General features: G+C 53.0%; 25 protein-coding genes. 13 read left to right on the top strand and 12 right to left on the bottom strand.

Annotated features, from left to right (window positions below):
- Positions 1-68 precede the first annotated feature (68 nt).
- Complete coding sequence (gene yihA / locus AAEY27_RS21955) at positions 69-695, bottom strand: ribosome biogenesis GTP-binding protein YihA/YsxC (protein ID WP_342322863.1); 627 nt, start codon at positions 693-695, stop codon at positions 69-71.
- A gap of 574 nt (positions 696-1269) precedes the next feature.
- On the opposite strand from yihA, the gene yihI reads away from it, so the two are divergent.
- Together yihI and hemN are read left to right on the top strand one after the other, a co-directional pair.
- Positions 1270-1770, top strand: coding sequence for a Der GTPase-activating protein YihI (gene yihI / locus AAEY27_RS21950; RefSeq protein WP_342322862.1), 501 nt, complete (start codon positions 1270-1272; stop codon positions 1768-1770).
- A 186-nt stretch (positions 1771-1956) separates the two neighbouring features.
- Positions 1957-3330, top strand: a complete 1374-nt coding sequence (hemN, locus tag AAEY27_RS21945) for an oxygen-independent coproporphyrinogen III oxidase (RefSeq protein ID WP_342322861.1) — start codon at positions 1957-1959, stop codon at positions 3328-3330.
- Positions 3331-3402: 72 nt separating this feature from the next.
- On the opposite strand, the gene AAEY27_RS21940 is transcribed toward hemN, so the two are convergent.
- The 4 genes from AAEY27_RS21940 to glnA all read right to left on the bottom strand — a co-directional run bounded on the left by AAEY27_RS21940 (position 3403) and on the right by glnA (position 7764).
- Positions 3403-3513, bottom strand: coding sequence for a YshB family small membrane protein (locus tag AAEY27_RS21940; protein ID WP_342322860.1), 111 nt, complete (start codon positions 3511-3513; stop codon positions 3403-3405).
- 110 nt (positions 3514-3623) lie between these two features.
- Positions 3624-5033, bottom strand: a complete 1410-nt coding sequence (gene glnG, locus AAEY27_RS21935; RefSeq protein ID WP_342322859.1) for a nitrogen regulation protein NR(I) — start codon at positions 5031-5033, stop codon at positions 3624-3626.
- A gap of 8 nt (positions 5034-5041) precedes the next feature.
- Entirely contained in the window at positions 5042-6091 is a 1050-nt protein-coding gene (gene glnL, locus AAEY27_RS21930) for a nitrogen regulation protein NR(II) (RefSeq protein ID WP_342322858.1), read from the bottom strand.
- A gap of 263 nt (positions 6092-6354) precedes the next feature.
- Positions 6355-7764 carry a glutamate--ammonia ligase gene (glnA, locus tag AAEY27_RS21925; protein ID WP_342322857.1) on the bottom strand — a complete coding sequence of 470 codons (1410 nt, stop codon included), beginning with the start codon at positions 7762-7764 and terminating at the stop codon, positions 6355-6357.
- A gap of 380 nt (positions 7765-8144) precedes the next feature.
- On the opposite strand from glnA, the gene typA reads away from it, so the two are divergent.
- From typA to fabY, 5 genes are all read left to right on the top strand, one after another.
- Positions 8145-9968 carry a ribosome-dependent GTPase TypA gene (gene typA / locus AAEY27_RS21920; protein ID WP_342322856.1) on the top strand — a complete coding sequence of 608 codons (1824 nt, stop codon included), beginning with the start codon at positions 8145-8147 and terminating at the stop codon, positions 9966-9968.
- 139 nt (positions 9969-10107) lie between these two features.
- Positions 10108-10707, top strand: coding sequence for a glucose-1-phosphatase (gene yihX / locus AAEY27_RS21915; protein ID WP_342322855.1), 600 nt, complete (start codon positions 10108-10110; stop codon positions 10705-10707).
- Positions 10701-11573 (top strand): virulence factor BrkB family protein, encoded by an 873-nt coding sequence (locus AAEY27_RS21910; protein ID WP_342322854.1) that lies wholly within the window; start codon positions 10701-10703, stop codon positions 11571-11573. Before yihX ends, AAEY27_RS21910 begins: the two co-directional genes overlap by 7 nt.
- Positions 11570-12007: a D-aminoacyl-tRNA deacylase gene (dtd, locus tag AAEY27_RS21905; RefSeq protein ID WP_342322853.1), complete on the top strand. Its 438-nt coding sequence runs from the start codon at positions 11570-11572 to the stop codon at positions 12005-12007. Before AAEY27_RS21910 ends, dtd begins: the two co-directional genes overlap by 4 nt.
- A gap of 44 nt (positions 12008-12051) precedes the next feature.
- A complete protein-coding gene (gene fabY / locus AAEY27_RS21900; protein ID WP_342322852.1) occupies positions 12052-12993 on the top strand; it encodes a fatty acid biosynthesis protein FabY in 942 nt (313 codons plus the stop codon).
- A 32-nt stretch (positions 12994-13025) separates the two neighbouring features.
- Here fabY and AAEY27_RS21895 read toward each other — a convergent pair whose 3' ends face one another.
- From AAEY27_RS21895 to fdnG, 5 genes are all read right to left on the bottom strand, one after another.
- The gene (locus AAEY27_RS21895; RefSeq protein WP_342322851.1) at positions 13026-13937 is read right to left on the bottom strand and encodes an alpha/beta hydrolase; all 912 of its coding nucleotides are present in this window, start codon (positions 13935-13937) and stop codon (positions 13026-13028) included.
- Positions 13938-14105: 168 nt separating this feature from the next.
- Entirely contained in the window at positions 14106-15035 is a 930-nt protein-coding gene (fdhE, locus tag AAEY27_RS21890; protein ID WP_342322850.1) for a formate dehydrogenase accessory protein FdhE, read from the bottom strand.
- Positions 15032-15667, bottom strand: coding sequence for a formate dehydrogenase cytochrome b556 subunit (gene fdoI, locus AAEY27_RS21885; protein ID WP_342322849.1), 636 nt, complete (start codon positions 15665-15667; stop codon positions 15032-15034). The genes fdhE and fdoI overlap by 4 nt, the downstream gene beginning before the upstream one ends.
- A complete protein-coding gene (gene fdxH / locus AAEY27_RS21880) occupies positions 15664-16566 on the bottom strand; it encodes a formate dehydrogenase subunit beta (protein ID WP_342322848.1) in 903 nt (300 codons plus the stop codon). The genes fdoI and fdxH overlap by 4 nt, the downstream gene beginning before the upstream one ends.
- 12 nt (positions 16567-16578) lie before the next feature.
- Complete coding sequence (fdnG, locus tag AAEY27_RS21875; protein ID WP_342322847.1) at positions 16579-19629, bottom strand: formate dehydrogenase-N subunit alpha; 3051 nt, start codon at positions 19627-19629, stop codon at positions 16579-16581.
- A gap of 154 nt (positions 19630-19783) precedes the next feature.
- Between fdnG and fdhD the strand changes: the two genes are divergently transcribed.
- Both fdhD and AAEY27_RS21865 read left to right on the top strand, forming a co-directional pair.
- On the top strand, positions 19784-20620 hold the full coding sequence (gene fdhD, locus AAEY27_RS21870) for a formate dehydrogenase accessory sulfurtransferase FdhD (protein ID WP_342322846.1): 837 nt from the start codon (positions 19784-19786) through the stop codon (positions 20618-20620).
- 126 nt (positions 20621-20746) lie between these two features.
- Positions 20747-20959, top strand: a complete 213-nt coding sequence (locus AAEY27_RS21865) for a YdgH/BhsA/McbA-like domain containing protein (protein WP_342322845.1) — start codon at positions 20747-20749, stop codon at positions 20957-20959.
- A gap of 51 nt (positions 20960-21010) precedes the next feature.
- On the opposite strand, the gene AAEY27_RS21860 is transcribed toward AAEY27_RS21865, so the two are convergent.
- Both AAEY27_RS21860 and AAEY27_RS21855 read right to left on the bottom strand, forming a co-directional pair.
- Positions 21011-21334: an AzlD domain-containing protein gene (locus AAEY27_RS21860; RefSeq protein ID WP_342322844.1), complete on the bottom strand. Its 324-nt coding sequence runs from the start codon at positions 21332-21334 to the stop codon at positions 21011-21013.
- A complete protein-coding gene (locus AAEY27_RS21855) occupies positions 21334-21996 on the bottom strand; it encodes an AzlC family ABC transporter permease (protein ID WP_342322843.1) in 663 nt (220 codons plus the stop codon). The genes AAEY27_RS21860 and AAEY27_RS21855 overlap by 1 nt, the downstream gene beginning before the upstream one ends.
- A 102-nt stretch (positions 21997-22098) precedes the next feature.
- Here AAEY27_RS21855 and AAEY27_RS21850 point away from each other — a divergent pair, with 102 nt between their 5' ends.
- The 4 genes from AAEY27_RS21850 to AAEY27_RS21835 all read left to right on the top strand — a co-directional run bounded on the left by AAEY27_RS21850 (position 22099) and on the right by AAEY27_RS21835 (position 26951).
- A complete protein-coding gene (locus tag AAEY27_RS21850; protein ID WP_342322842.1) occupies positions 22099-22647 on the top strand; it encodes a helix-turn-helix domain-containing protein in 549 nt (182 codons plus the stop codon).
- A gap of 416 nt (positions 22648-23063) precedes the next feature.
- The gene (locus AAEY27_RS21845; RefSeq protein WP_342322841.1) at positions 23064-23603 is read left to right on the top strand and encodes a fimbrial protein; all 540 of its coding nucleotides are present in this window, start codon (positions 23064-23066) and stop codon (positions 23601-23603) included.
- Between the two features lie 51 nt (positions 23604-23654).
- Positions 23655-24371: a fimbrial biogenesis chaperone gene (locus AAEY27_RS21840; protein WP_342322840.1), complete on the top strand. Its 717-nt coding sequence runs from the start codon at positions 23655-23657 to the stop codon at positions 24369-24371.
- Positions 24372-24485: 114 nt separating this feature from the next.
- Complete coding sequence (locus tag AAEY27_RS21835) at positions 24486-26951, top strand: fimbria/pilus outer membrane usher protein (RefSeq protein ID WP_342322839.1); 2466 nt, start codon at positions 24486-24488, stop codon at positions 26949-26951.
- The last annotated feature ends 15 nt before the right edge of the window (positions 26952-26966 follow it).

The following is a 26966-nucleotide window of genomic DNA, read 5'->3' as shown; positions in this document are numbered from 1 at the left end:
GTAATGACTGGGGCGTTTTTTATTGCGCGAAAGAAAGAAAAAAGCGCAGCGAGTGCTGCGCCTGAGGCTTATTCTTCGGTTTCTTCAACCGGCGGTAGAGAAGTGAACCAGCCATCCAGCTTCTCGCGTAATTTATCCACGCCTTGTTTCTTTAATGAAGAAAACGCTTCAACTTGTACTTCGCCGTTAAAGGCCAGCACTGCTTCCCGCACGATATTCAACTGCGCTTTACGTGCGCCGCTGGCGAGCTTATCTGCTTTGGTCAGCAGCACCAGCACCTGGATATTGCTCTCCACTGCCCAGTGGATCATCTGCTGATCGAGATCTTTAAGCGGATGGCGAATGTCCATCAGCACCACCAAACCCTGCAAACACTGGCGCTTTTCGAGATATTCGCCCAACGCGCGCTGCCATTTGATTTTCATCTCTTCGGGGACTTCCGCATAACCGTAACCCGGCAGGTCGACAAGGCGTTTGCCATCAGCGACCTGGAACAGGTTAATCAGCTGCGTACGGCCTGGCGTTTTTGAGGTGCGCGCCAGGTTCTTCTGATTCGTTAGCGTGTTGAGTGCGCTTGATTTACCAGCGTTGGAGCGGCCAGCAAATGCCACTTCGATACCGGTGTCGGCAGGCAAGTGGCGAATGTCAGGCGCACTGGTAACAAAGTGCGTCTGTTGATAATTCAAAGTAGTCAAAATGGTCGTCTCCATCTGCAAAGCGTGCGGCGATTATACCTGAACCCACGCAAAAGACTGTTTTTCTCGCGATAAACTGTTTCTGTAAGCCTTTGCTGGCTGACGTGTAAGATATCTGCCCTTTATGCTATGCGAACTTTCAGAGAAGCTTTAGGCTGAAAAATAGCTAATTCTCCTTAAATCAATAAGTTGTGATTATGGAATTTTCTTAATTTATAGATCGATGGCCTATTCCTGCTTGTCAGTTTTTTCCAGATGCGTAAAGTAACTCACCAAGGCAGGAGGCTTGTCAGGAAAGGATGACTCAAGGAAAGAGGGGTCGGGAGCGCCAGGAGGCGAGGACAGGAAGATAATGTCAGAAGACATTTAAAAAGGAAGAGGGACCGTAACAAGGAACGTTTACGCTAATGGATAGACAGGGCGCGTTGATAGCGAACACGGAACGTAGAACCCATTACGGGTTAGGGTCAAGAAAAAAGGCGACAGTTTGCACTGTCGCCTTTTTTCTTTGCTTGCTTTCTGCTAGATTCCGCCGCAATTCTATACTGATGAAAAACGACTTAAGACTCCTATTATGAAAAAACCGTCTACCACTCCGCGCGGCAAAGTACGCCGTAAAACCCGTGAAGAAATGAATCAGGAAGGCCGCGACCGCAAGCGTGATAAAAAGCATCGTGGTAATGCTTCAGGTAGCCGTGCGAACGGTGGCGGTGACGCATCTGGCTCCGGAAAGAGCAAAGCGCAGAAAGACCCGCGTGTTGGCAGTAAAAAACCGATTCCGCTGGGTGTCACAGACACGCCAGTCAACAAGCAGCACAAACCTAAGAGCGAGAAACCTATGCTTTCACCGCAGGCTGAGTTGGAGATGCTGGAAACGGATGAGCGCCTGGATGCGCTACTGGAACGTCTGGAAGAGGGCGGAACCCTGAGCGCTGAGGATCAGGCTTGGGTAGATGCCAAACTCGACCGCATTGATGAGCTGATGCAGAAACTCGGCCTCTCTTACGATGACGACGAAGAAGAGGAAGAAGAAGGTAAGGAAGATATGATGCGCCTGCTGAAAGGCGGCAACTAATCCTTTCCTATGGGGCTTCCCGTCCTGCTTATAACCCTTCCGGTTATATGTTATCTGGTGTGGTTATTCGTTAAACTACAGCGGTTGTCGCGGCGCAAAGTGTGGCTGCGCAACCGGCTTATGACCAAAAAAGAGGTCAGGCCGGGCCGCCGGAATCGCCAGCGGTGTCATCGGAAGGAGTGAGTAATGTCTGAGCATGTAATCGACTGGGATTTGGCCCTAATCCAGAAATATAACTATTCCGGGCCACGTTATACGTCGTATCCCACCGCGCTGGAGTTTTCCGACGCCTATGGCGAAGATGATTTTCGCCGCGCAGTTGCGCGTTACCCTGAACGCCCGCTGTCGCTGTATGTTCATATCCCGTTCTGCCACAAGCTTTGCTATTTCTGCGGCTGCAATAAAATTGTCACCCGCCAGCAGCATAAGGCCGATCAATATCTGGATGCGCTGGAGCAAGAGATTGCCCATCGCGCGCCGCTGTTTAAGGGCCGCCACGTTAGCCAGCTGCATTGGGGCGGCGGTACGCCAACCTATCTGAATAAAGCGCAAATCAGTCGCCTGATGACGCTACTGCGCGGCCATTTTGAATTTAGAGCTGATGCGGAAATTTCGATCGAAGTCGATCCCCGCGAAATCGAACTGGATGTGCTTGATCACCTGCGCTGCGAAGGCTTTAACCGCTTGAGCATGGGCGTACAGGACTTCAATAAAGAAGTACAGCGGCTGGTTAACCGCGAGCAGGATGAAGAATTTATCTTTGCTCTGCTCAACCACGCTCGCGAGATTGGTTTTACCTCGACCAATATCGATCTGATTTATGGTCTGCCGAAACAGACGCCGGAAAGTTTCGCTTTTACGCTGCAACGCGTCGCGGCGCTTAGTCCGGATCGTTTAAGCGTCTTTAACTACGCGCATTTGCCAACGTTGTTCGCCGCCCAGCGCAAAATCAAAGATGCGGATTTACCCTCGGCACAGCAAAAGCTCGATATCTTGCAGCAAACTATCACGTCGCTGACCGGTTCTGGTTACCAGTTTATCGGTATGGATCACTTTGCCCGCCCGGACGACGAGCTTGCAGTGGCGCAGCGTAACGGCGTACTGCATCGTAATTTCCAGGGCTACACCACGCAGGGCGATAGCGATCTGCTTGGCCTGGGCGTTTCTGCGATCAGCATGATTGGCGACAGCTACGCGCAAAACCAGAAAGAGCTGAAACACTATTATCAGCAGGTGGATGAGCGTGGTGATGCGTTGTGGCGCGGTATTGCGTTAACCCGTGATGACTGCATTCGCCGCGATGTGATCAAAGGGCTTATTTGCAATTTCCGCCTGGCATTCAGCGACGTCGAAAACGCGTGGGATCTCGATTTCCGTGATTACTTCGCCGAAGATTTACGGCTGTTAACGCCGCTGGTGAACGATGGGCTGGTGGCGATGAACGAGCAGGGTTTGCAGGTGACACCGAAAGGGCGCTTGTTGATTCGCAATATCTGCATGTGTTTCGACGCCTATCTACGTCAGAAAGCACGGTTACAGCAGTTCTCAAGAGTGATTTAGCGGTGACGCTATCAGGCCTACAGCGTGATGCGTAGGCCTGATAAACGTAGCGCCATCAGCTAGCCTGAACGGCTAACTAAACAGCCCAACCAGCGCAGCGCAAAGTACCGCTGCGATGGCCGTTTGCGGCGTGTGGCTGGCTGATGCGCCTGCCGTGACCACGTTGATTAATGATTCCAGCATGATGACCCCCCCTGTAAACGGGCAAGATCATACGTCACTGCGGTTAACAGTAAAGCGCAAAATAACAGCAATTTGCTATTGCGATTCATTCTTTACATTTCGCCCGCATTTTACTCCATTCCCAGCTCTTTCAACTTCCGCGTCAGGGTGTTACGACCCCAGCCGAGTAGCCGGGCCGCTTCCTGTTTGTGACCCTGCGTATGGCGCAGCGCGGTCGTCAGTAAGGTGCGTTCCATTTCAGGTTGCGCCTCGGAAAGCAGGTTTTGATGACCGGAACGTAACGCGCGATCCGCCCACTGCGCCAACAGCGTTGCCCAACTGTCCGGCAGGCTTTGTGTTGGGCTATCTGGCACGGTAGCTTCAAACAACTCACCAGGTAAATCCTGAATCAGCACTTCCTGGCCTGCTGCCATCACTGTTAACCAGCGACAGGTGTTTTCCAGTTGGCGCACGTTACCCGGCCAGGCCAAGCGAGTTAAGGCGGCTTCAGTTTCCGGATGCAGCTGCTTCGCTTCCACACCAAGTTCACGGGCGGCGACTTGTAAAAAGTGGCGTGCCAGACGTGGAATATCTTCCCGACGCTCGCGCAGCGGCGGCAAATGCACACGGATAACATTCAGGCGGTGGAATAAGTCCTCACGGAACTTTCCCTCCTGAACGCGTAATTCCAGGTTCTGGTGCGTAGCGGCGATAATGCGCACATCGACTTTCACCGGCGCATAGCCGCCAACGCGATAGAACTGACCATCGGCCAGCACGCGCAGCAAACGTGTCTGCACATCCAGCGGCATATCGCCGATTTCATCAAGGAACAGGGTTCCGCCATCGGCCTGTTCAAAACGGCCCTGGCGAATGGTGTTCGCGCCGGTAAACGCGCCTTTCTCGTGGCCAAACAATTCAGATTCGATCAAATCCTTCGGAATGGCCGCCATATTCAGCGCGATAAACGGCGCTTTCACCCGCGGGCTGTGGCGATGCAGCGCATGCGCTACCAGTTCTTTGCCGGTCCCGGATTCACCGTTAATCAGGACGCTTATCGACGAACGCGACAAACGGCCGATAATGCGGAACACATCCTGCATTGCCGGCGCTTCACCGATGATATCGGTCGTCGGCCCGCTAACCTGCACATTGCGCGGCTGCTGCTGCTCCTGATAATGGCTGATAGCACGTTCAACCAGCGCTACGGCCTCGTCGATATCAAAAGGTTTGGGCAGATAATCAAACGCCCCTTGCTGGTAAGCGCTCACCGCCGCGTCCAGATCGGAATGCGCGGTCATTATGATGACCGGAAGCATCGGATGGCGCTGCTTTATCTGTTTTAATAATGCAAGTCCATCCATCCCTGGCATACGAATATCTGAAAGCAGCACATCCGGGGTTTTGGTGGTTAGCGCATCAAGCGCTTCATTGGCATTTTCAAACGTTGTACAACTCAAGCCTGCCCCGGTGAGCGCGCGTTCAAGCACCCAACGGATGGAGCTATCGTCATCAACGATCCAGACTATCCCTCGTTGCATAAACACCTCTACTTCCGAATAGGCAGAAATACCGAGAATTCGGTATGACCTGGCCAACTGGTAAATTCAATTTTGCCCGAATGTTGATCAATCAAGCTGCGTGCGATAGATAACCCAAGCCCGGTGCCGCCTTCGCGCCCGCTCACCATCGGATAAAACAGCGTATCCTGGAGATTTTGCGGAATGCCCGGGCCATTATCTTCCACATCTATCCTCGCCGTCAGGCGGTAACGCACACCGTGCAGCGTTAACTGGAAAGCGGTGCGGGTACGCAAAATAATTTCGCCCCCTTCCGGCCCCAACGCCTGCAAGGCATTACGGACGATGTTCAATAAAACTTGCTCGATTTGGTCAGGATCATGCGCAAATTCCGGCAAGCTGGGGTCGTAATCGCGGGTAAACGTGACATTATCCGGCAACTCCATCGACACCAGATTCACTACGCGCTCGGCAACTTTATGAATGCTGTCGGTAACGTGCATTCCCGGTTGTTGCGGGCCTAACAAGCGATCCACCAGATTGCGCAGGCGATCAGCCTGCTCAATGATCACTTTGGTGTATTCCGTCAGCGCCGGATCGGGCAATGCTTTGCTCAGCAGCTGCGCCGCACCGCGTAAGCCGCCAAGCGGGTTTTTAATTTCATGTGCCAGGCCGCGCACTAAATCACGCGCCGCCACTTGCTGGGCGTGCTGAAGTTGCTCCTGGCTTAGACGTCGCTGGTTATCCATCGGCGCCATTTCCAGCAGCACCAGCCCGTCCGGCAGGCGTTGCGCCGTCAGCGAAAGAATGTGTGAGCGCCCGTCGATCACTAGCGTCACTTCGTTATCGGTGAAGCCTTGACCGGCATGCAAACTTTCACGCATCAATTCGATGTTCAGCGAAAAGTAGCTCAGCAGTTCAGGGAGCGGAGTGCCGAATAATTTGCGCGAGCTTTGCGCCAGCAACTGTTGTGCCGCAGGGTTGGCGTAATGAACCGCCAGGTCGTCATCAACGAGCAGGATGCTGTTGATTAAAGAATTGAGGATCTGCCCAGCATCGGGCACCGCGCCGCTTGCCATTTAGCAGTCTCCCGGAGATATGCACCAAGTTAGTGCAGTATAGCGTTTTTATAGATTAAGGCGTCAGATCAGGACGTTGGTGGAGAAAAAAGCCCATCCTGGGATGGGCCAAAAGTTCCACGGCAACAAATCCTCTGGCGTCTTACTCGCCGCTGCTGTGTTGGCTGCCTTCGCTCACCCCGGTCACATAGTTATCTATGCTTCCGGGGATTCACTCAGTTGCCGCCTTGCTGCGACAAGAAATGCGCCGAGTATTTAATACATTAAACGCTGTAATACAGTTCGAACTCTACCGGGTGCGGAGTCATGCGAACGCGGTCGTTCTCTTCAATACGCAGGGCGATGTAAGCATCGATAGCGTCGTCAGTGAACACGCCGCCCGCGGTCAGGAACTCGCGGTCAGCGTCCAGTGCATTGAGCGCTTCTTCCAGAGAGCCTGCAACCTGCGGGATTTCTTTTGCTTCTTCCGCTGGCAGGTCGTACAGGTTTTTATCCATCGCTTCGCCCGGGTGGATTTTGTTTTTAATACCATCCAGGCCTGCCATCAGCAGCGCAGCAAAGCACAGGTACGGGTTCGCAGCCGGGTCCGGGAAACGCACTTCTATACGACGTGCTTTCGGAGACGCCACCACCGGGATACGGATAGAAGCAGAACGGTTACGTGCAGAGTAAGCCAGCATAACCGGCGCTTCATAACCCGGGACCAGACGCTTGTAGGAGTTGGTGGTCGGGTTGGACAGGGCGTTGATTGCTTTCGCGTGTTTGATTACGCCGCCGATGTAGTACAGCGCCATTTCAGACAGGCCAGCATATTTATCGCCAGAGAACAGGTTGGTGCCGTTCTTGGACAGGGACATGTGGCAGTGCATACCGGAACCGTTATCACCGAACATCGGTTTCGGCATAAAGGTCGCGGTTTTACCGAAGCGGTGCGCAACGTTGTGAACCACATATTTGTAAATCTGAATTTCGTCCGCTTTTTTGGTCATGGTGTTGAAGCGGGTTGCCACTTCGTTCTGACCCGCAGTCGCCACTTCGTGGTGGTGAGCTTCAACAACCAGACCCATCTCTTCCATCACCAGACACATGGTGGAACGCAGATCCTGAGAGGAATCAACCGGCGGAACCGGGAAGTAACCGCCTTTAACTGCCGGACGGTGACCTTTGTTACCACCTTCGTATTTGGTGGAAGTGTTCCATGCGCCTTCGATATCGTCGATAGCAACGCTGGAACCGGAAATGGAGGTGCCGAAGCGAACGTCGTCAAACAGGAAGAACTCCGGCTCTGGCCCGAACAGAACGGTGTCAGCAAGACCGGTGGAACGCAGGTACTCTTCTGCACGTTTAGCAATGGAGCGCGGGTCACGATCGTAGCCCTGCATGGTGCCAGGTTCGAGGATATCGCAGCGGATGATCAGCGTAGGTTCTTCGTAGAACGGGTCAATGACAGCGGTAGTCGCGTCCGGCATCAGCACCATGTCGGATTCGTTGATGCCTTTCCAGCCACCAATCGAAGAACCATCGAACATTTTACCTTCTTCGAAGAAGTCGGCGTTTACCTGATGAGCTGGGATAGTGACGTGCTGTTCTTTACCTTTGGTATCTGTGAAGCGCAAATCAACAAACTTCACTTCGTGCTCATTCAGCATCGTCAAAACGTGTTCAGCGGACATACTTAAACTCTCCCGGAATTGTCATTGTCGTCGTGGAAACGAGGTCTTCTAATATTACGTAAACCTGGCGTAGTTGCCGTACAATAGATAAAGCGAAATCTATGCCAACTTTTAAATCGCCCTAAAAAGGCGTTATTATGCTCGGCATAGTGCAAAAGGGCTGCACCATGATGGTCATGTTGCACCAATATAGTGCTTTTATGTGAACATAGAGCACCGTATTGGTGCAATTTTCGTTAATTGCCCCTTTTCACGCTCCGTGAAAGCGATCACAAAGCAACTCTGCAATACTTGTTTGCGGAGGATGTTTGTGATCCTGTTTAGTCCTTCGATTAATACGTGTACAATAACGCGCTATTTCTAATGCCTGAGGCAAAGTTGTGATCGAAAATCTGCGTAACATCGCCATCATTGCTCACGTTGACCACGGTAAAACGACCCTGGTTGACAAGCTGCTGCAGCAATCCGGTACGTTCGACGAACGTGCTGAAACTCAAGAGCGTGTGATGGACTCCAACGATTTGGAGAAAGAGCGTGGGATTACCATCCTCGCTAAAAACACCGCTATCAAATGGAATGATTATCGTATCAACATCGTTGATACCCCGGGGCACGCCGACTTCGGTGGTGAAGTTGAGCGTGTAATGTCCATGGTCGATTCCGTGCTGCTGGTGGTTGACGCATTTGACGGCCCAATGCCGCAAACGCGCTTCGTGACCAAAAAAGCATTTGCCCATGGCCTGAAACCGATTGTGGTAATCAACAAAGTTGACCGTCCTGGCGCGCGTCCTGACTGGGTTGTCGATCAGGTATTCGACCTGTTCGTTAACCTCGACGCGACCGATGAGCAACTGGACTTCCCGATCGTTTACGCTTCTGCGCTGAACGGTATCGCGGGTCTGGACCACGAAGATATGGCGGAAGACATGACCCCGCTGTATCAGGCGATTGTCGACCACGTACCGGCTCCGGACGTTGATCTCGACGGCCCGCTGCAGATGCAGATCTCTCAGCTCGATTACAACAACTACGTTGGTGTAATCGGCATTGGCCGTATCAAACGCGGTAAAGTGAAGCCGAACCAGCAGGTCACTATCATTGATAGCGAAGGCAAAACCCGCAACGGTAAAGTCGGTAAAGTGCTGGGTCACCTGGGTCTGGAGCGTATCGATACCGATCTCGCCGAAGCTGGCGACATCATCGCGATTACCGGCCTGGGCGAGCTGAACATCTCTGACACCATTTGCGATCCGCAAAATGTTGAAGCGCTGCCGGCGCTGTCTGTTGATGAGCCGACCGTAACCATGTTCTTCAACGTCAACACCTCTCCGTTCTGTGGCAAAGAAGGTAAATACGTTACCTCTCGTCAGATCCTTGACCGCCTGAACAAAGAGCTGGTGCACAACGTTGCACTGCGCGTTGAAGAAACCGAAGACGCTGATGCGTTCCGCGTTTCCGGTCGTGGTGAGCTGCACCTGTCTGTTCTGATCGAAAACATGCGTCGTGAAGGTTTCGAAATGGCGGTTTCCCGTCCGAAAGTTATCTTCCGCGAAATCGACGGCCGCAAACAAGAGCCGTTCGAGAACGTAACGCTGGATGTTGAAGAGCAGCATCAGGGTTCTGTCATGCAGGCTCTGGGTGAGCGTAAAGGCGACCTGAAAAACATGAATCCAGATGGCAAAGGCCGCGTACGTCTCGACTACGTGATCCCAAGCCGTGGCCTGATCGGCTTCCGTTCTGAGTTCATGACCATGACTTCCGGTACCGGCCTGCTCTACTCCACCTTCAGCCACTACGACGATGTTCGTCCGGGCGAAGTTGGCCAGCGCAACAACGGCGTACTGATCTCCAACGGTCAGGGTAAAGCTGTCGCGTTTGCGCTGTTCAGCCTGCAGGATCGCGGTAAGCTGTTCTTGGGTCACGGTGCAGAAGTTTACGAAGGCCAGATTATCGGTATTCACAGCCGTTCTAACGACCTGACTGTAAACTGCCTGACCGGTAAAAAACTGACCAACATGCGTGCGTCCGGTACGGACGAAGCAACGGTTCTGGTTCCGCCAGTGAAGATGACCCTGGAGCAAGCTCTGGAGTTCATCGATGACGACGAACTGGTAGAGGTAACGCCTCAGTCCATTCGTATTCGTAAACGTCACCTGACCGAGAACGATCGTAAACGCGCAAGTCGTGGTACGAAAGAAGAGTAATCTTCCTTTCTCTGCCAAGAAGCCGCTGATTTTCAGCGGCTTTTTTTATGCCTGTATTTTCTGTACGCGTAGTGGTGAACTATTCAATTCAGCACTTTCCCGCTACAGTTAACTTTCCATGGCAGGCAAGGAGAGAGAAATGCTCTATATCTTTGATTTAGGTAACGTGATTGTCGACATCGACTTTAACCGGGTACTGGGTGCCTGGAGTGATTTTAGTCGTGTGCCGCTGGCGACCCTAAAGCAGAGTTTTAACATGGGGGAGCCATTTCACCAGCATGAACGCGGTGAAATCAGTGATGAAGAGTTCGCAAAAGCGCTGTGTGAAGAGATGGATCTGCCGCTGAGCTATGAGCAATTTTCCACGGGCTGGCAGGCAGTATTTGTTGCGCTGCGCCCGGAGGTTATCGACATCATGCAGAAACTGCGCGAGCAAGGACACCGCGTGGTCGTGCTGTCGAATACCAACCGTCTGCATACGACTTATTGGCCGGAACAATATCCTGAAGTGCATGTCGCCGCTGATAACATCTACCTTTCGCAGGAGATGGGAATGCGCAAACCGGAGTCGCGAATTTATCAGCAAGTTATCGCACTTGAGGGTTTTTCTGTCGGCGATACCGTCTTTTTCGACGACAATGCTGATAATATCGCCGGTGCCGAACAGCTCGGAATCACTGCGATTCTGGTGACCAGCAAAGCGACCATCCCCGACTATTTTTCGAAGCAGTTATGCTAAAAAACGTACAGCACAGAGCGAACGACCATACGCGCTCGCTGCGTGCGTGGTTGAAACTCCTTTGGCAGCATATTAACGACGACAACATGACGACGTTGGCGGGTAACCTCGCCTACGTCTCCTTACTCTCGCTGGTGCCGCTGATCGCCGTGGTATTCGCCCTGTTCGCTGTTTTTCCGATGTTTTCGGACATCAGCATTCAGTTGCGTCACTTTATCTTCGCCAATTTCATTCCTACTACCGGGGATGTCATCCAGAACTACATTGAACAATTCGTCGCAAACTCGACAAAAATGACGGCGGTCGGGGCTTGCGGGCTGGTGGTGACGTCATTACTGTTGATGTACTCCATCGACAGCGCATTGAACACCATCTGGCGCAGCACCCGCGTTCGCCCCCACGTTTATTCGTTTGCCGTTTACTGGATGATTCTGACGCTCGGGCCGCTGTTAGCTGGCGCAAGCCTGGCAATCAGTTCCTATTTGTTGTCGTTGCGCTGGGCCAGCGAGTTAAACAGCGTGATCGACGATGTGCTGCGGATTTTCCCGCTGATCCTATCCTGGCTCTCGTTTTGGTTGCTATACAGCATCGTGCCCACCACGCGGGTTCCCAATCGCGACGCCGTGCTTGGCGCGTTTGTCGCTGCGGTATTGTTCGAACTCGGGAAGAAAGGTTTTGCTTTATATATCACCATGTTCCCGTCTTACCAGCTGATTTATGGCGTGCTGGCTGTCATCCCCATTTTGTTTCTCTGGGTCTATTGGACCTGGTGTATCGTCTTGCTTGGCGCTGAAATAACTGTCACTCTCGGCGAATACCGAAAACTCAAAAAAACAACACAACAAGAAGACGTAAACCAACCATGATTGCATTAATTCAACGCGTTTCCCGTGCGAGCGTAAGCGTGGCGGGGGAAGTGACGGGTGAAATCGGCCCAGGACTTTTGGTGTTGTTAGGGGTCGAAAAGGATGACGATGAACAAAAAGCGAACCGCCTGTGCGAACGCGTACTGGGGTACCGTATTTTTAGCGACGCCGAAGGAAAGATGAACCTTAATGTCCAGCAGGCTGGTGGCAGCGTGCTGGTGGTGTCGCAATTCACGCTGGCTGCGGATACAGGGCGCGGCATGCGTCCGGGGTTTTCACGAGGTGCCGCCCCGGAACACGCCGAAGCCCTGTACAACTATTTTGTCGAACGTTGCCGCAGCCAGCAGATGGAAACGCAAACCGGGCGATTCGCTGCTGATATGCAAGTTTCGCTGGTCAACGACGGCCCCGTCACATTCTGGTTGCAGGTATGAGCCAGCTTGCGGCGTGGCCCCGGGTCACAAGAGAGAATGCAGCTATGTATCACCTTCGCGTACCGCAAACGGCAGAAGAGTTAGATCTCTATTACCAGTTCCGCTGGGAAATGCTGCGTAAACCGCTGCATCAACCCCAGGGCTCCGAGCGCGATGCCTGGGATGCGTTTGCCCATCATCAGATGGTCGTTGATGAAGAAGGCAACCTCGTGGCGGTAGGGCGGCTGTATATCAATGCGGATAACGAAGGTTCGATCCGTTTTATGGCGGTGCACCCTTCCGTGCAGGATAAAGGTCTGGGCACATTGATGGCGATGACGCTGGAATCCGTTGCCCGCCAGGAAGGCGTAAAACGCGTAACCTGTAGCGCCCGCGAAGATGCGGTGGCGTTTTTCGCCAAGCTTGGATTTATCAACGAAGGCGAAATCACCGCGCCGCAAACCACGCCAATACGCCACTTTTTGATGATTAAACCCATTGCGTCACTGGACGATATTCTCCATCGCGGCGATTGGTGCGGGCAGTTGCAACAGGCCTGGTATCAGCATATTCCGCTCAGCGAAAAGATGGGCGTGCGCATTCAGCAGTACACCGGGCAGAAGTTTATTACCACCATGCCGGAAGTCGGCAACCAGAACCCGCACCATACACTGTTTGCCGGTAGCCTGTTTTCGCTGGCGACGCTGACTGGCTGGGGGCTGATCTGGCTGATGCTGCGTGAGCGCCATCTTGGCGGCACCATTATTCTGGCCGATGCGCATATCCGCTACAGCACGCCGATCAGCGGTAAACCGAGCGCGATTGCCGATCTCGGTTCTCTTAGCGGCGATCTCGACCGCCTTGCTCGCGGGCGCAAAGCACGCGTACAGCTTCAGGTTGAATTGTTCGGCAACGACACGCACGGCGCGATTTTCGAAGGGATTTATATCGTCCTGCCCGCGAAACCTTTCGGCCCGTATGAAGAGGGCGGCAACGAAGAAGAGTAACCAACTAAGCGCCTGTTTCTACAGGCGCTTAGTTATGCCCTGGCGACGCGCGCGGCGACATCTTTAATCACGTCCTGCGCCGTCTGGCTGATCCCTGCAAGCTGGAAGAAGCCGTGAATCACGCCCAAATAACGTGAACACGTGCAGGCAACGCCCTGCTCGGTCATATGCTGATGCAGGGCCTCGCCCTCATCACAAAGCGGATCAAACTCCGCCGTAATAATGTGCACCGGCGGCAGGCCAGCAAAATCATCGCGCCACAGTGGGCTGACATCCGGCAGCAAGCGATCGGTATCACCGAGATAGAACTCATAGCCAGAGAGTAATGCGTCACGCGTGATCACATAATCGGAACCGTTGAAGGCATAGCTGTCGAAATAGGCGGTCGCGTCAAGCATTGGGTAGACAAGCACCAGTTGCGCGGGTTGCCAGATTCCTGCTGTTTTCAAGCGTAGCGCTGTCACCAGCGCCAGATGCCCGCCTGCGCTATCGCCTGCCAATGTGATACGTTGTCGGTCGATGCCGAGCTTTTCAGCATTTTTCCACAGCAGATCGGCGCCGTTTTGCGCATCATCATGCGCGGCGGGCCAGCAATGTTCCGGCGCAAGCCGATACTGCACGGCGATCACCCGGCAGCCGCTGTAAAAGGCGAGTTGGCGCAATTGGTTGTCATGGGTTTCAAAACTGCCGCTCACAAAGCAGCCGCCGTGGTAGTAGATAAGCGTTGGCAGGCAACCGCTGGCGTTTTGCGGCGAAAATAGACGAAATGCCTGACCTTCCAGCGTGAAATCTTCCACCTGAACACGGGGTTCCGTTTCCCCGGCTAACCCCGTGCTGGCGAGATAACCGGCGCGTCGGTCATCAATACTCGCTGCGCGAGCCGATGGACGACCTGCGGCGATAAACGCTTTTACCAGCCCGGCGATACCGTTTTCCAGTGCCATTTTGCATTCCCTTGTCTGTATAAATATCCAGTTGTTATAGCCTGGTTTTCGCGAAATGGGAACGGCAGGTTTTTGACAATGTGTGCCAGATAAAAAGGATTTTGCGGTGAGATAACGACGGCAAAGGAGTGGGGAAACCCCTGCCAAACGCGGCAAGGGTTGGCGTTCTTATTCCCCTTCGCCAGGGAATAAGAACGGATTGATCGAGCTACGGGCGAATCCTTCTTGCTCCATGCGGGCATCGAGGATCAGCGAGGCTAAATCATCGGCCACTGGCTCAACGTTCGGGTCTTTTTCCTGATAGAGAATCTTCAGGTAAGTGCCGCAATCGCCGCAGCTTTCCGCTTTGATTGCCGCCTGCTCGTTGTCGAGCGACCAGTAATGCAGATCGCGCGTTTGCTCGCAATTGCTGCATTTAACGCGCACCACGTGCCATTCGGTTTCACACAGGTTGCAGTGCAAATAGCGCAGCCCTTGAGTGGTCCCGATATGCACCATACTGGAGACCGGCATAGAACCGCATACCGGGCAAAACTGGCGTTGTTCGCCATATTCAGCACGCGCTTTCCCTGGGATTAAGCTTGCCATTTGCGCCCAGTAGAGTGACAACGCCGCCCAGATAAACGGGGCTTTATCACTGCTGACCGCGCCGAAATCCGCGGCAAACAGCGCGCTTGCCATCGCTTCCAGCTCCTGTGCGGAGGCTTTTTCCAGGTTCTCGATCACCGCCAGCGCCGGGCCGCTCATCTCCGGCTTCAGCTCGGCGATCAGCGAATGCAGCAGCTTATGCCAGTGCGTATCGCGCGGCAGCACGTGAATGTCCAGCGGCGGTTTGCCCTGTTCGGCGGCTTTTTTGATGCGCGCCGTCAGGTCGAGCTGCAAAGGGTGGTCATACAGCACCACTTCCTGGGCATGGGCGATAAGCGCAGCGAAACGCAGGTAATCACCCAGCGGGTTACTCTCTGCAAGCTCACGCAAACGCTCTGCGCGACGGTTATAGAGATTTTTCAGTCTGGGGAATAATAACGGCGGAATCACTTCCGCCGTGCGTTTATCGCTCTTCTCCAGCTCATCTTGCGGGATTATGCGAATACTCATTCAGTCGATTTTTCCGTTGTCTTGCGAACTTCTCGGTACCAGCGCGGATGATGCTTTTTGGCCCACGTGCTGGTAACCCAGCCTTCCACCATTGCAGTTATGGTGCCTTTCACCCACAAGGCGGCGTAAATATGCACCATGATAACCACAATTAACGCGACTGCGGCAAATGAATGCACCATCAACGCTAATCGGATCACCGGAATCGGAAATGCGGGGGCGAAGTAAGGACGCCAGATAACCACGCCGCTTGCCAGCAACAACACCAGGAAAATAATCGCCGCCCAGAACACACACTTCTGACCGAAATTATAGCGCCCGGTGTCGCCCACTTCCTCATTGACGACGATCTTACGAATATTCTTCGCCCAAAAGATATCATCCCTATTGATGAGGTTATGGTGCCAATAGCGGAAAAACATGATTATAAATGACGCGAACATGACCACGCCGACAAACGGATGGAGAATGCGCGCCAGCTGCGGCGTCCCCAGAATGTTCATCAACCAATTGAAGGAGGGGAAGAAAAACCCCAGCCCGCTCACCGACGCCAGCACGAAGCAGAAGGCGGTGACCCAGTGGTTGATGCGCTCGGGAGCCGTGTAGCGCACGATGGTGTCACGTCTTTTCATTTGCGCACCTCGTCTTTCTCTTCATGCAGATTATCGTCTTCCTCTTCTGCGCGGTTCGGACCGACACCGACATAGTGGAAGATGCTGGCAGCGAAGGTCGCAGCAAAGCCGACCGCCGCAAGAGGTTTCCAGATACCTTTCCAGAACTTCACGGTTGCGCTGATCTGCGGGTTTTCCGGCAGGCCGTGATACAGATTCGGCTTGTCGGCATGATGCAGCACATACATTACGTGCGTACCGCCAACGCCCGCCGGATCGTACAGACCTGCGTTATCGTAACCGCGGGTTTTCAGCTCTTCTACACGCTCGCCGGCCAACGTTTTCATATCCTCTTTGGAGCCAAAGTGGATAGCGCCGGTCGGGCAGGTTTTCACACAAGCCGGTTCCTGGCCCACGGTAACGCGGTCGACGCACAGCGTACATTTGTAGACGCGGTTGTCTTCCGGATTCAGACGCGGCACATCGAACGGACACCCGGCGATGCAGTAACCGCAGCCAATGCACTGCTCAGACTGGAAGTCGACAATGCCGTTGGCATACTGAATGATAGCCCCTTCTGACGGACATGCTTTCAGGCAGCCAGGATCGGCGCAGTGCATGCAGCCATCTTTACGGATCAGCCACTCCAGTTTGTCGTTCTGCTCTACTTCCGAGAAACGCATAACCGTCCATGATTTCGCGGTCAAATCCGCCGGGTTGTCATATACCCCGACGTTATGCCCCACTTCATCACGAATGTCGTTCCACTCAGAACAGGCCACCTGACAGGCTTTACAGCCAATACAGGTGGTGACGTCGATAAGCTTCGCCACTTCCTGCTGGTGATCCCGCGCCTGTGGCGCGGGAGTGAAACCGTTAGTCGCGGAACGACGGATGATGTCTTGCGATTGATAAGCCATAAGTCGTCTCCGTTACACCTTTTCCACGTTCACCAGGAACGCCTTAAACTCTGGCGTTTGGGTATTCGCATCACCGACAAACGGCGTCAGCGTGTTAGCGATAAAGCCTTTCTTCGCCACACCTTCATAACCCCAGTGAATAGGAATGCCGATAGTATCGATATCTTTGCCGTCCACTTTCAGCGTGCGAATACGTTTGGTCACCACCGCCTTGGCTTTGATATAGCCTCGGTTGGAGGAGACGCGCACGGTGTCGCCCTGAACAATGCCCAGCTTGCCCGCCAGTTTTTCACCGATCTCCACAAACTGTTCCGGCTGCGCGATGGCGTTAAGCAGCGCGTGCTTGGTCCAGTAGTGGAAATGCTCGGTCAGGCGGTACGTGGTACCGACATACGGGAACTTATCCGCTTTGCCCATCGCGTCCATGTCGTCTTTAAAGACACGGGCGGCCGGGTTCGAGATAACATTCGGATGCAGCGGGTTAGTCCCCAGCGGCGTTTCAAACGGCTCGTAGTGTTCCGGGAACGGCCCTTCCGCCATCTTATCGAGGGCAAACAGGCGGCCCAGACCTTCAGGTTGCATGATAAACGGCCCCACTTCACTGCCAGGTGCGGCGGTGCTGTAGTCCGGAATATCCACGCCGCCCCATTTCGCGCCGTCCCATTTCAGCAACTGGCGTTTGGCATCCCACGGTTTACCCTGCGGATCCGCCGACGCGCGGTTGTAAAGAATGCGGCGGTTGAGCGGCCACGCCCATGCCCAGCCTAGCGTATTGCCGAGGCCCGACGGGTCAGAGTTATCACGGCGCGCCATCTGGTTGCCTTCCGGCGTCCAGCTACCGGCGAAAATCCAGCAACCACTGGAGGTTGTGCCGTCATCACGCAGCTGCGCGAACGAACTCAGCTGCTGGCCTTTTTTGACGATCACCGCGCCCGTTGCCGGGTCGGTAATATCCGCCAGCGCTTTGCCGTTGCTCTCCATCGCCACTTCTTCGGAAGCCGGTTCATGCGGCGTGGAGTAGTTCCAGGTCATATTCAGCACCTGTTCCGGACACGCGCCACCCTCTTCGGCATACATCTTACGCAGGCGCGTAAAGATACCGGCGAGGATTTCGCCATCGGTTACCGCTTCGCCCGGACCATCCGCGCCTTTCCAGTGCCACTGCAACCAGCGACCGGAGTTAACGATTGAACCGTTCTCTTCGGCGAAGCAGGTAGAAGGCAGACGGAACACTTCGGTCTGGATTGTCGACGGATCGACATCATTCTGCTCGCCGTGGTTCTGCCAGAACGTTGAGGTTTCAGTGTTCAGCGGATCGATGGTGACAAGGAATTTCAGCTTCGACAGCGCGGCAACTACCTTGTTTTTGTTCGGGAACGACGCCACCGGATTAAAGCCCTGGCACAGATAACCGTTCACCTGACCTTTGTACATCATGTCGAAGTACTGCAAAACGTCGTAACCTTTGTCCCACTTCGGCAGCCAGTCAAAGCCCCAGCTGTTCTCCGCCGTCGCTTTGTCACCAAAGAAGGCTTTCATCATCGAAACGAAGAATTTCGGATAGTTACCCCAGTAGTTCACCTGGCCTTCCAGCAGCGGTTTTGGCGTGTTGGCGGCAAGGTATGTCTGGAGGTCGGTCTGTTTTTCGCTTGGCAGCGTCATATAGCCCGGCAGGCTTTGCGACAGCAGGCCAAGATCCGTCAGCCCCTGAATGTTGGAGTGACCGCGCAGGGCGTTCACGCCGCCGCCTGCCATTCCCATATTGCCGAGCAGCAACTGGATCATTGCCATGGTGCGAATGTTTTGCGCGCCAACAGAGTGCTGCGTCCAACCCAGTGCATAAAGGAACGAGGCGGTTTTATCATGCACACTGGTTTCGGCGATGTATTCGCACACCTTCAGGAAATCCGCTTTTGGCGTCCCGCAGATGTTTTCCACTACGTCCGGCGTATAGCGTGAAACGTGCTCTTTCAGCAGGTTCCACACGCAGCGCGGATGGCTGAGCGTGGTGTCGCGTTTGGCGAAACCTTTCTCATCCAGTTCGTAGTTCCAGCTGGTTTTGTCGTATTTACGTTTATCCGCGTCATAGCCGGTGAACAGGCCATCGTCGAAGCCAAAATCTTCACGCACGATTAGGCTGGCGTTGGTGTAGGCCTCGGTGTATTCGCGGTTGTATTTTTCGTTGGTCATCAGGTACAGCAACACGCCTGACAGGAAGGCAATGTCAGTACCGGAACGAATCGGCGTATAAAAATCCGCAACAGAGGCGGTACGCGTAAAGCGCGGATCGATAACAATCAGCTTCGCGCCATTATGGATCTTGGCTTCCATCGCCCAGCGGAATCCCACCGGATGCGCTTCTGCCGCGTTCCCCCCCATCACAATGATAAGGTTGGCGTTTTTCATGTCGACCCAGTGGTTGGTCATCGCACCGCGACCAAACGTTGGAGCAAGACTTGCTACCGTTGGTCCGTGTCAGACACGCGCCTGGTTGTCGACGGCTAACATGCCGAGTGCGCGGGTAAATTTTTGCGTTAAGTAGCCGGTTTCATTACTGGAAGCGGATGCGCACAGCATCCCGGTGCTCAGCCAGCGGTTGACGGTGGTACCTTCGGCGTTCTGCGCGATATAGTTGGCGTCGCGATCGGCTTTCATCAATTTGGCGATGCGATCAAAAGCATCATCCCACGTGATGCGTTGCCACTTATCGGAACCTGGCGCGCGATATTCCGGGTATTTGAGACGGCTTTCGGAGTGGATGAAATCCACCAGACCCGCGCCTTTCGGGCAGAGCGCCCCACGGCTTACCGGATGGTCCGGATCGCCTTCGATATGGAAGATTGACGCTTTGGCGTTTTTTGCACCGTCGCCGAGGCTATACATCAATAGCCCACAGCCGACAGAACAATATGTGCAGGTATTACGGGTTTCGCGGGTACGCAGCAATTTATATTGCCGAGTTTCCGCCAGCGCGATGTTTGGGGCAAAGCCCAATGCTGCAGCCGTTGTACCTGCCATACCGCCAGCGCAGATCTTAAAGAACTGCCTTCTGCTGACCTGCATGGTTTGCTCCTGGGTTGACATTACTCTTATCTTTTTTTTCTTTGCGGTGATTTTCGCAAAGGTTCAGAATTGCTAATTATCCCTCTTTTCCCGACGGATATGCGCTGAGGATACCACAATGTTGGTAAGCTTGTTCGAAGGTGGTTAAGACAAAGTGAACAATTTGCACACTAAAAAGCACAAAAATGCAACATCGGTCACAGGCGCGCGTCAGGTCTCGCTGTGGAAACGCGATGATTTGCAGCAGGCGCAGCCGGACATGCTGGCGGAAGAGGTTCCCGTTGCGCTGGTCTATAACGGCATTTCGCATGTGGTGATGATGGTGTCGCCCAAAGATCTCGAAGACTTTGCGATCGGCTTCTCCTTATCCGAAGGGATTATCGAAAACCCTTCCGAAATTTATGGCATGGACGTGGTGCCATCCTGTAACGGGTTAGAGGTGCAGATCGAGCTTTCCAGCCGCCGCTTTATGGGGCTGAAAGAGCGCCGACGCGCGCTAGCCGGACGCACCGGCTGCGGGGTGTGCGGTGTCGAGCAGCTTGATGATATCGGTAAACCGATCGCGCCGCTGCCCTTCACCCAGACCTTTGATTTGGCGTCTTTGGATAGCGGGCTGGCGCATTTAACCGACTTTCAACCCGTCGGCCAATTAACCGGCTGCACTCACGCTGCCGCCTGGATGTTGCCTTCTGGCGAGCTGGTGGGCGGGCATGAAGACGTTGGCCGCCATGTCGCACTGGATAAATTGCTGGGGCATCGCGCGCGGGAAAGGGAAAACTGGTCGTCCGGGGTGGTGCTGGTTTCCAGCCGCGCCAGTTATGAGATGGTGCAAAAGTCTGCCATGTGCGGCGTTGAGATCCTGTTTGCGGTCTCTGCGGCGACAACGCTGGCGGTGGAAGTGGCGCAGCGCTGCAACCTGACGCTGGTGGGCTTTTGCAAACCGGGCAGGGCGACAATCTATACTCATCCGCAGCGTTTAATCGGTTTATAAAACAATCAAAAATTTTGAAAGATGACAGCAAATCCTTCCGCTTTTTGTTGTGAGTAATGAGGTCTACTATTTATCTCATTGAGGCACAGCGCCTCGCTCAAACAAATTAACGTAAGGGTTTATATCATGAAAAACATCAAAACTTTTGTTGCAGTTATCGCTCTCGCTACGTCTTTCGGTACTTTCGCTGCACAGTCTGTAACCGCAACCGACACTACGCTCAGCGGTGCTGAAGCAAAAATCGCCGCGCAGGCTCAGCAGGCGGGTGCTTCTTCTTACCAGATCACCGAAGCCTATAACGGCAACCAAGTTCATATGACGGCTGAACTGACCAAATAAGCCACGCAGTACTGTCGAAAGAGCGCCCTCGGGCGCTTTTTTTGTGCCTTCTTAATGAAGCCCCGCCAGGCGCAGCAGCGCCGTGACCAGCGCCGCAGAGAGAATCACCACAATCAGTGGCATCTTCCGCCAGGCGAGAAATAGCGCGAAAGCGACGCCCAACACCCGCGCCATTCCGGCGAAATGATCGCCCTCATACAACATGGACGCCAGCGCGACCGCAAACAGTAAGGTTGTTGCCGCATCGGACAGCAGCGCTTGTGAGCGCTCAGACAGCGCCAACCGGCTACCCAGTTTCGCGCCGCCGAAGCGCATTAAGTAAGTGCCGATGGAAAGGATGGCGATGCCGCCGACAGTAAGCGCAACACTGGCCATTATTTCTTCCTCGTCAGTAAACCCAGTAATGAAAGCAGCACCGGCAAGCCCACCGGCGCAAACGGCACAGCGGCAAGCGACAACACCGCGCCGCTCGACGCGCGCACGAATGTGGTTCGCTTTTTCAGTGCCGGTAATACCAGCGCCAGCAAAATAGCCGGGAAAACGGCATCTAACCCGATGGTTTCTGGTGCGGGGAGCAGTTTGCCAACCGATGCGCCGATCAGCACACCGGCGGGCCACAATAGCGCAACGCCCAATCCGCATAGCCAGTAGGCGGCTTTGCGTTGTTCTGGTGTGGGTTGCGATAACCCGAACACTACGCTTTCGTCGTTCATAATGTGGCAGCCCAGCAAACTGACGGCGCGCGTACCGACTAGTTCACGCACCGTCACGCCAAACGGCACATGGCGAGCGTTCACTAACAGCCCGGCAACCGCCGCCGCCAGTGGATTGCCGCCGCTGGCGACAATGCCGATAAACATAAATTCGGAGGCGCCAGCCAGCACCAGCATCGAGAGCGCAAGCGGAACCCAAAGTGGGAAGCCGTAAGCCATTGCTAGCGATCCATACGAAACGGCAACAACACCGACGGCCAGACAAACAAGGAAAATTGCTTTTATGGTGTCGCCCCCAAGGGACGCGAAGTGTCGTTTAAACATCTCTTTTTCGCCATATCGAACATGTATCCATTATAATGAACACATCTAAGCCGTTTTACAAGACGAACGTATTGTTCGATTAAATGAACACTGAGGTCGTGTATGACACAGCCCATCAGCATCATCGCCAAAAGCCTGGTGCGTGAACGCCAGCGAACCGGTCTTTCATTGGCAGAAATTGCCCGTCGCGCCGGTATCGCGAAATCCACGCTGTCTCAGCTGGAAGCCGGAAACGGTAATCCTAGTTTGGAAACCCTGTGGGCGTTGTGCGTCGCATTGGATATTCCCTTTGCCCGACTGCTGGAGCCACAAAAAGCTAAAACCCAGGTGATCCGCCGTGGGGAAGGGACCAAAGTCGTCGCCGAACTGGCGCATTATCAGGCCATATTACTGGCTTCCTGCCCACCCGGCGCGCGGCGCGACATCTATCTTCTGCTGACGCAGCCCGGCGCGGATCGTGTCTCGCAGCCGCATCCCGCTGGCTCAGTCGAGCACATTATTGTGACACAAGGTCGTGCGCTGGTTGGGCTGACAGACGCGCCCGAGGAGCTAAACGAAGGGGATTACATTTGTTACCCCGGCGATCGGGAACATATCTTCAAAGCGCTGGAGCCAGATACGCAAGCAATTTTGGTGGCAGAGCAAAATTAATTGTATTTCCACTTTTCACTGCACATAACATTGGGAAAGGTTAAGACGCATTTATATTACTTAACCCTTCCCGTCCATAATATTTTGAAAATCTATCGTTTTCTAATTTTTAAACGGATCTATTTCTTATTTAAAGCCTGATTAATTAAATTTTAGACGTTGTCTTCTCGCATTTTAAAGGTTTTGGATTTTTATTAACTTGCTGTTTTTTAATTGATTGATCACTTTTTCTATTATTTTCGCGAATGTTCCTGGATGTGTTATTTGCTATTCCTATATTAATAAGCTCATTTCATTTTTACGTAGGTGTTCACGTCTTTACATGACGCTTTATATCGTTGTACTTTGAATAGGAATTATCGTGATTGAGATTAAGTCAATCATTTTTTTTGCGCTAAATAAACATGAGGTGATTTATGTTCAGGATGAAAAGCTTTTGTACGGCAGCCACTATTTTTGCTCTTGGTTTAAGTAGCTCAGCTTTTGCTGCTACCGCAAATAATACAGTACGTTTTATGGGCGAAGTGAGCGAACAAACTTGTAATATTGATATCGATGGTAACTCAACTTCTCCAGTTGTACTTTTACCTACGGTGAGTAATAGCCAACTCGCCAGCTCTGGCTCAACGGCCGGAGATACGCCTTTCACCGTGACCCTTTCCGGTTGCGGCCCGCAATTAACCAGTGCCGGCATTGTTTTCGTTGCGAATAACATTGATGGCCAGAATCTGAAAAATACCGCCACTACTGCTCCGGCAACCAATGTTGCGATCCAACTGTTGGAAGGCACAACTGAGCTGAACTTTGTAAATAATAAAGTTGAAACAGCCAAACAGTCTGTCGGCGGTAGCAATCTTTCCGCGACTTATGACCTGACCGCTCGCTATTTTGCGACAGGTGTTGCTACTGCAGGTAACGTTGAAGCACAGGCGCAGTTTGCCGTGACTTACCTGTAATATTATTTAAGGCGCTGCCTTGTGCAGCGCCTAAATGCGGTTTAAATCAGCATGCCAAAATACAAATTATTTTCCGCTCTGTTTTCGCTTCTTCTGCTTTCACTCGCATTCAGCAACGCATCGGCAAGCGTGATGATGCTGGGGACGCGCATTGTTTATCCATCTGATGTTAAAGAAAAATCGTTAGTTTTCACCAACACCGGTGGCGATCCTGTTTTAGTGCAGGTATGGACGGATATCAATAATCCGGATTCAACAGCAGAAACGGCAGATGCCCCTTTTATTGTGATGCCGCCGATTTTTCGTATCAATCCTACCGTTAAGCACTCTTTGCGGTTGAAGTTTACCGGCGCAGATTTGCCACAAGATCGCGAATCTCTTTTTTGGCTGAATTTCCTACAGTACCCGGCAAAAAAAGCTACCGATAAAGATAAAAATAGCCTCATTGTGATGATAAAAAGTCGGGTAAAAATTTTTTATCGTCCTTCAGGTCTTAAAGGAAATGCAAATAACTCGCTTGACGATGTGCAGGTTAGCTTACAAGGCAAAACCATTGACGTTAAGAACATGAGCCCCTGGCACATTTCTATTGTTAATGCCTTCATTGAAGATGGTCAGCGAAAAACGCCTGTGAAAACGACAGGAATTATCAAACCGTATTCTGCTGCGCAATGGGTAGCGCCTTCTGGTACAGGAAAGAAACTAATAATTAATGCAATAAATGATTATGGCGGCGTATTTAGTAAAACCTATGCATTGGTTCATTAAAAATTCCCGCTTGATAATACGGATATATGATCAACCTGGATGATTATCATGCATTTTTACTTTCCTCATTTACGTACATTTATAGGTTTGGCTTCCGTTTTTTCATGTGCGGTATTGGCTGAAAACCAGGAGTTTTATTTCGATGCCTCATTATTGAGAGACAGCGGATTATCCGTTGAAGACCTGCAACGGCTAAATAATGATGAACTGATCACTCCCGGTCACCACTCTCTGAATATTTATCTTAATGGGAAATTCATCACACACGGCGATATAGAATATTCTCGCCGGGGTGAGAACGTTGAACCTTGCTTATCCCATGAATTGTTAGCAATGATCGGCCTCAAATCGCTGCCTCCAGAGGCGAAAACCTCCTGCTATTGGGGTGATGATGCGGTGATGGCGGGCGTAAGACGTAAAGAAGACCTGGCGCAGCTACGCGTCGATTTTACGGTACCGCAGGCGTTGCTAAAAACCATTCCCCGGGGCAGCGTAAGCGAAGCGAGCCTTGATGCCGGGGAAAGTATGTTATTCCTCAACTACATTGCCAACCAATACCATGTTAAATCGCGGCAGGGTAACGCAGGCGGTATGGATTCGAGCTGGCTGAGCCTTAATGGCGGTTTCAATCTTGGGCTGTGGCGCTATCGCCAGCAATCCAACTTAAGCTACAGCAAATATGAAGGTAGCCGCTGGAGCACCGTTCGCCGTTATGTACAGCGCGCCATCTACCCATTACGCAGCGAGCTTTTGCTTGGCGAAGGTTTTACGGACGGCCAGTTCTTTTCCAGCATGGGCTTTCGCGGTTTTCAGCTCTCATCAGATACCCGAATGCTACCCAATTCCCAGCGTGGTTACGCGCCAGTCGTTCGCGGGATCGCGAAAACCAACGCAAAAGTGACCATCCTGCAGGGCAATACCACCCTGTATGAAACGACTGTCGCACCAGGCCCATTTGCCATTGATAGCCTTTATCCGACAAGTTTTGCGGGGGATTTGACGGTCCTCGTCAGCGAAGCGGACGGCAGCGAAAGCACATTTAATGTGCCTTTTTCCGCGTTGGCGGAGTCGATGCGTCCTGGCGCTTTCAGCTACGTTTACACTCTGGGCCGAACCAGAGACGTTGGCGATAACGAATTGTTCAGCGAGCTCGTCTGGCGGCAGGGGCTGACAAACTCACTGACCCTCAATCTCGGTAACCAGCTCGCAAAAGGTTACATGAGTTATTCGCTGGGTAGTGTCTACAGTACTGTCGCAGGGGCATTTGGTCTGAATACCATGTTTTCCCGTGCGAAGACGACGGATAACAGCTACCGAAGCGGCTGGACGATGCGTGCGAATTACAGCAAATTCATTCCGCAAACCGGCACGTCGGTTACGCTGGCGGGCTACCGCTATTCAACGGCGGGTTATTCCGAGCTTTATGATGCTTTAGGTTCGCGTGAAGCGTCCAGGCGTGGCGCGCAGTGGCAATCACTCAGTTGGAAGCAGCGTAACCGCATTGAGATCTCTGCCGGTCAGACATTAGGCGAGCTGGGTGATATCAGCCTTTCTGCTTCATCACAGGATTATCGCGACAGTAAAAAACGCGATAAGCAGCTTCAGTTCAACTGGAGCAAAACCTTCAAATACGGCATCGCGCTCAGCCTTGGCATCGCCCGTACTTATAACGTTCTCCCGGGAATGGGGAATAGCGCATGGCAAAACAGCGGTTCTATGCCGACGTTTTCTCTGCGTAATCAGATGCAAACCATGTGGTCGCTTTCAATGTCTGTGCCGCTTGGTGACCAGCGTTACTCACCCATTGTTTCCACCAGTGCGCATCGTTCAAGCGACAGCAACAGCCACGACGGCGGCTATCAGACGACGTTTAGCGGTGTCTACGGCGAACGAAATCCTCTGAGCTACAGCCTGAACTACTCAACCGATTACAAAGGAGAGCAGTCGGTATTCGGTGGGGGTCTGCAAAAGAGTTTCTCGTATGCCAATGCGGGCATGTCATGGTCCACGTCGAAAAATTACTGGCAGGCTTCCGGTTCGTTACAGGGCTCGGTGGTGGCGCATAAAGGCGGCGTAACGCTTGGGCACTGGGTGGGCGACAGCTTTGCGCTGATTGATGCGCCGGGCGCCAGCGGAGCGGAAATAATCGGCGGCCAGGGAACACGCGTCGACGCTTTTGGCTATGCGATTGCGCCGTCGCTCGGTGCGTATCAATTCAACAGCATCGGTTTGGATCCTCGCAATATGAACGATGATGCTGAACTGCAAACCGCGCAACAGCGTATCGCGCCGTATGCCGGGGCGACAGTGCGGCTGCGTTTTAACACGCTGAGTGGGCAAGCGATGCTTATCACCGCGCAACACCCGAAAAATATCCCCATGGGCGCAGCCGTGTATGACGGCTATGGCAACTACACCGGCATGGTGGGGCAAGCCAATCAAATCTACCTGCGGACTAACGATAAAGAAGGGGAGCTACGGGTTCAGTGGGGTAATCACGCCGAAGAGAGTTGCCGTATTGAATGGTTGATTACACCACCCCGCAAGCCATTACTTCTGATGGATTTGCCTTGCCGCTAATAAACGGAGTTATTT

This window comes from Kosakonia sp. BYX6, assembly GCF_038449125.1.
Lineage (GTDB): Bacteria > Pseudomonadota > Gammaproteobacteria > Enterobacterales > Enterobacteriaceae > Kosakonia > Kosakonia calanthes.
This window is presented reverse-complemented; position numbering and strand designations above follow the sequence as displayed.